Below are 6,253 nucleotides of genomic sequence, written 5' to 3'. Positions count from 1 at the left end.
CGGACGGGGCCGGCCTGCGCGAGGCGCTGGCGGCGACGGGCGCCACGCTGATGCAGGCCACGCCCGCGACCTGGCAGATGCTGCTGGAGGCGGGCTGGGAGGGGACGGAGGGGCTGCGGGTGCTCTGCGGCGGGGAGGCGCTCCCGCGCGAGCTGGCCGAGCGGCTCCTCGCGCGCTGCGCCGCGCTCTGGAACCTGTACGGCCCGACGGAGACCACCGTCTGGTCCACGGCGCTGCGGGTGGAGGCGGGGGAGGGAGCGGTGCCCATCGGGCGCCCCATCGCCAACACGACCGCGTACCTGCTGGACGGGGAGCTGCGCCCGGTGCCGCTCGGCGCCGCCGGGGAGCTGTACCTGGGCGGCGACGGGGTGACGCGCGGGTACCTGGGCCGGCCGGAGCTGACGGCGGAGCGCTTCGTCCCGGATCCGTTCGCGCGGAAGCCGGGTGTGCGCCTGTACCGCACGGGAGACCGGGTGCTGCGCCGGGCGGACGGGGCGCTGGAGTTCGTGGGGCGGAGCGACCACCAGGTGAAGGTGCGGGGCTACCGGATCGAGCCGGGCGAGGTCGCGGCCCGGCTCCTGGAGCACGGGAGCGTGCGCGAGGCGGTGGTGGTGGCGCGCGAGGACCAGGCGGGCGACCGGCGGCTGGTGGCGTACTGGTTGGGGGCGGAGGAGGTGGGCGCGGAGAGCCTGCGGGCGCACCTCCTGGAGCGGCTGCCGGAGTACATGGTGCCGGCCGCCTACGTGCGCCTGGAGGAGATGCCGCGGACGGCGAACGGGAAGCTGGACCGGCGGGCGCTGCCGGCCCCCGGAGGGGGTGCGTACGCGCGGCGGAGCTACGAGGCGCCGCTCGGGGAGGTGGAGGAGGTGGTGGCGCAGGTCTGGACGGAGGTGCTGAAGGTGGAGCGGGTGGGGCGGTGGGACCACTTCTTCGAGCTGGGCGGCCACTCGCTGCTGGCGGTGCGGGTGGTCTCGCGGGTGCGGCAGCGGCTCGGGGTGGAGGTCCCCCTGGGAGAGGTCTTCCGCCTCCCCGTGCTGGCCGAGTACGCGCGCGCCGTGGCGGCGGCAGTCCGGGCCGACCTGCCGCCCATCGAGCCGGCGGAGCGCACCGCGCCGCTGCCGCTCTCCTTCGCGCAGCAGCGGCTCTGGCTCGTGGAGCAGATGGGCAGGGTGGGGAGCGCCTACAACCTCCCCTGGCGGCTGCGCCTGCGCGGAGAGCTGGACCGGGGAGCGCTGGTGCGCGCCCTGGACCGGATCGTGGCGAGGCACGAGGTGCTGCGCACGACGGTCGCCCGGGGCGGCGGCGAGCCGGTACAGCGGATCGCCCCGGCGGAGGAGAGCCGCTTCCTCCTGGTGGAGCACGACCTGCGCGGCCAGGCGGACGCCGAGGAGGAGATGTGCCGCCTGCTGGCCCGGGAGTGGAGCACGCTCTTCGACCTGGAGCGGGGGCCGCTCGTCCGCGGGCGCCTGGTGCGGCTCGGCGAGGACGAGCACGTGCTGCAGGTGACCATGCACCACGTCGTCTCCGACGGGTGGAGCATGGGCGTGTTCACCCGCGAGCTGAGCGCGCTCTACGCCGCGTTCCGCAGCGGGGAGGCGGACCCGCTGCCGGAGCTTCCGGTGCAGTACGCGGACTACGCGGTGTGGCAGCGGCGCTGGGTGGAGGGAGAGGTGCTGCGCCAGCAGGCGGAGTACTGGAAGCGGACGCTCGCCGGCGCGCCCGAGCTGCTGGAGCTGCCCACCGACCACCCGCGCCCGGCGGAGATGGACTTCGCGGGCTCGTTCGTCGGCCTGGAGCTGGACGAGGAGCTGACGGCCGGGCTGAAGGCGCTCTCGCAGCGGTGGGGGACGACGCTGTTCATGACGCTGCTGGCCGGCTGGGCCGCGGTGCTCTCGCGCCTCTCGGGGCAGGAGGACCTGGTCGTCGGCACGCCCACGGCCAACCGGGGCCAGGCGGAGATCGAAGGGCTGATCGGCTTCTTCGTGAACACGCTGGCGCTGCGGCTGGACCTCTCGGGCGGGCCGACGGTCGCGGAGCTGCTGGAGCGGGTGCGGGAGCGCGCGCTGGAGGCGCAGCAGAACCAGGACATCCCCTTCGAGCAGGTGGTCGAGGCGGTGCGCCCGGCGCGCAGCCTGGCGCACACCCTCCTCTTCCAGGTGACCTTCACCTGGCAGAACGTGCCTCGGGAGCGGATGGAGCTTCCGGGGCTGGAGCTGGCGCCGGTGCAGGGGGCGTCTCAAGCGTGGGAGACGGCGAAGTCCGACCTGGGGCTGTCCCTTTCCGAGGCGGGCGAACGGATCGTGGGCGGGCTCGTCTACGCGACCTCGATCTTCGAACGGACGACGGCGGAGCGCTACCTGGGCTACCTGCGGCGGGTGCTGGAGGAGATGGCGGCCGGGCCGGAGCGGCCGGTCGCCGGGCTGGAGATGCTCCCGCAGGCGGAGCGGCGGCAGGTGGTGGAGGCGTGGAACGCCACGGACGCCGAGCATCCGCGCAACGCGTGCGTGCACGAGCTCTTCGAGCGCCGGGTGGAGCGCGCTCCCGACGCGGCGGCGCTGGTCTTCGGGGACGAGACGCTCACCTACGCGGAGCTGAACCGGCGCGCCAACCGCCTGGCGCACTACCTCAGGGAGCTCGGCGTCGGGCCCGACGTGCGCGTGGCGCTGGGGGTGGAGCGCAGCCCGGAGATGGTCGTGGCGCTGCTGGCGGTGCTCAAGGCGGGCGGGGCGTACGTGCCGCTGGACCCGGAGTACCCCGCCGAACGGCTGCGCCACATGCTGGAGGACAGCCGGCCGGCGCTGCTGCTGACGCAGGGGCGGCTGCGCGGCCGCTTCCCGGCGCCGGAGGTCCGTGCGCTCCCGCTCGACGCGGCGGCGGCACCGTGGGCGGACCGGCCGGACACGAACCCGGGGCGCGCGGGGCTCACGCCCGAGCACCTGGCCTACGTGATCTACACCTCCGGCTCCACGGGCCGCCCCAAGGGTGTGATGGTGGCGCACCGGGGGGTGTGCAACCTGGCGCTGGCCCAGGTCCACGGGTTCGCGGTGGAGCCCGGGAGCCGCGTGCTCCAGTTCGCGTCCATCAGCTTCGACGCCTCCGTCTCCGAGGTGTTCACGGCGCTCGTCCGGGGGGCGGCGCTGCACGTGCCGCCCCCGGGGATCCTCGCCGGCGACACCCTGGTCCAGGCGCTCGCGAGGCACCGGATCACCCACGTGACTCTGCCGCCCGCGGTGCTCGCGACCCTTCCGGAGCGGGCCGTCCCCGGCGTGGAGACCCTGGTGCTCGCCGGGGACGTGGCCACCGAGGCGGCTGCGAGGCCGTGGATGGCGGGCCGCAGGCTCGTCAACGCGTACGGCCCCACCGAGGCCACCGTGTGCGCCACCCTGCACGAGTGCCGCGCCGACGCGCCCGGGAGCCCGCCGATCGGCCGCCCGATCTTCAACGTGCGCGTCTACCTCCTGGACACGGAGGGCGAGCCGGTCCCCGTCGGGGTCGTCGGCGAGCTCCACGTAGGTGGCGCCGGGGTCGCGCGGGGCTACCAGAACCGCCCCGAGCTCACGGCGGAGCGCTTCCTCCCCGACCCCTTCGGCGCGCAGCCCGGAGCGCGCCTGTACCGCACGGGCGACCTGGCGCGCTGGCGCGCCGACGGGACGATCGACTTCCTTGGCCGCAACGACCAGCAGGTGAAGATCCGCGGCTTCCGCATCGAGCCGGGAGAGGTCGAGAGCGTGCTCGTCGACGACCCGCGGGTCGGCCAGGCGGTCGTGGCCGTGCGCGAGGACCTGCCCGGCGAGCGGGGCCTGGTGGCGTATGTCGTCCCGGCGGCCGAGGAGGTCGAGCTGTGGCCCTCCGTCGGCGAGTACTTCGTCTACGACGAGCTGATCTACCACAGCCTCACCACCGACGAGCGCAGGCACGCGAGCTACCGCGTGGCCGCGGAGCGGCTGGTGCCCGGCAAGGTCGTCGTGGACGTGGGGACGGGGGCCGACGCCGTGCTCGCGCGGATGTGCGTGGAGGCGGGCGCGCGGAAGGTCTACGCCATCGAGATCCTGGAGAGGTCGTACCTGCAGGCGAAGCGTGCGATCGCCGCCGCGGGGATGGAGGACCGCATCACGCTGATCCACGGCGACGCGACACGCGTGGAGCTCCCCGAGCCGGCGGACGTCTGCGTCAGCGAGATCGTGGCGTCCATCGCCGGCGCCGAGGGGGCCGCCCCCATCCTCAACAGCGCCCGGCGATTCCTCCGCCCGGGCGGCCGCTTCCTGCCGGAGCGGAACGTCACCCGGATCGCCGCGGTCAGCCTTCCCCGCGGGCTGGACGAGCGGCCCGCGTTCACCGACCTGTCCGGCCACTACGTCGAGCAGATCTTCCGGGAGGTGGGGCACCGGTTCGACCTCCGCCTCTGCATCAAGAACCTGCCCTCCGAGAACATCCTCTCGGACGCCGGGATCTTCGAGGACCAGGACTTCCGCGGGCCGGTCCCGTGCGAGTACGACCGTGCGCTGACGCTCCGCTTCACCCGGGCCGGGCGGTTCGACGGCTTCCTCCTCTGGCTGCAGCTCTACACGGTCGAGGACGAGGTCATGGACACGCTCGAGGACCGGACCGCCTGGCTCCCGGTCTTCTTCCCGGTCTTCCACCCGGGCGTCCAGGTGTCCGAGGGAGACCGGATCGAGGCGACCTGCAGCGCGCGCAACTCGTCCAACGGCGTGAACCCCGACTACGAGATCCGCGGCTCGCTGGTCCGCGCGGACGGGGAGGTCGTCCCCTTCCGGTACCGCTCGCCCCACCACGAGGTGCAGTACCGGGCCAGCCCGTTCTACCGGCGCCTGTTCGACGGGGACGGCGCGGGGGCGGAGGGCCGCGAGCCTCCCCGGGCGCTGGGCGACAGCCTCCGGGAGCGGCTCCGGGAGAGGCTGCCCGAGTACATGGTCCCCGCCGCCGTCGTGGTGCTGGATGCCCTCCCGCTGACCCCCAGCGGCAAGGTGGACCGCAGGGCGCTCCCCTCGCCGCGCGACGTCGAGCTCGCGCAGGAGAGCTACGACGCACCCGCGACCGAGACGGAGGCCGCGCTCGCCGACATCTGGTCGGAGGTGCTGGGCGTGGAGCGGGTGGGGCGCGGCGACGACTTCTTCGACCTGGGCGGCCACTCGCTGCTGGCCGTGCAGATGATCTCGCGCGTGCACCAGGTGCTGGGCGTGGAGGCGATGCCGGGGGCAATCTTCGAGACCCCGGTGCTGGCCGACTTCGCGCGCAGCCTGCAGCTGGCGGACCGGACGGAGCTGTCGGCGATCGAGCCGGTGGAGCGGCGCGGCCCGCTGCCGCTGTCCTTCGCCCAGAAGCGGCTCTGGTTCCTGGAGCAGCTGGGGGGGCTGGGCAGCGCGTACCACATCCCCAGCCGGCTGCGGCTGGAGGGCGAGCTGGACCGGGAGGCGCTGGGCCGTGCGCTGGACCGGATCGTGGCGCGCCACGAGGCGTTGCGCACCACGCTCGTGGTGGTGGACGGCGAGCCGGAGCAGCGCATCGCTCCGGTGGAGGGCTGCGGCTTCGTTCTGCTCGGACACGACCTGAGCGCGCACCCGGACGTGGAGGCGGAGCTCGGCCGGCTCATGGCCGAGGAGGCGAGCGCGCCGTTCGACCTGGCGCGGGGGCCGCTCATCCGCGGGCGCCTGATCCGCCTGGGAGCACGGGAGCACGTCCTGCTGGTGACCATGCACCACGTCGTCTCCGACGGCTGGTCCGCGGGGGTGCTCGTCCAGGAGCTGAGCGCGCTGTACAGGGCCTTCCGCCGCGGGGAGGCGGACCCGCTGCCGGAGCTTCCGGTGCAGTACGCCGACTACGCGGTATGGCAGCGGCGCTGGGTGGAGGGAGAGGTGCTGCGCCAGCAGGCGGAGTACTGGAAGCGGACGCTCTCCGGCGCGCCCGAGCTGCTGGAGCTGCCCGCCGACCGCCCGCGCCCGGCCGAGATGGACCACGCCGGAGCGCTGCTGGGCGTGGCGCTGGACGAGGAGCTCACGGCGGGGCTGAAGGCGCTGTCGCGGCGGCAGGGGACGACGCTGTTCATGACGCTGCTGGCCGGCTGGTCGGTGGTGCTCTCGCGGCTCTCGGGGCGGGAGGACCTGGTCGTGGGCACGCCCACGGCCAACCGGGGCAGGAGGGAGATCGAGGGGCTGATCGGCTTCTTCGTCAACACGCTGGCGCTGCGGCTGGACCTCTCGGGCGCGCCGACGGTGGGGGAGCTGCTGGAGCGGGT

Annotated in this window: 1 protein-coding gene; it reads left to right on the top strand. The window is 74.5% G+C overall.

Features of this window, described 5'->3' with window-relative positions; all coding sequences use genetic code 11:
• Positions 1–6,253 (top strand): amino acid adenylation domain-containing protein (locus VGR37_18030; protein HEV2149307.1); only part of this gene is annotated, 6,253 nt, incomplete at both ends.

The sequence above is a fragment of the Longimicrobiaceae bacterium genome, assembly GCA_035936415.1.
GTDB lineage: Bacteria > Gemmatimonadota > Gemmatimonadetes > Longimicrobiales > Longimicrobiaceae > JAFAYN01.
This window is presented reverse-complemented; position numbering and strand designations above follow the sequence as displayed.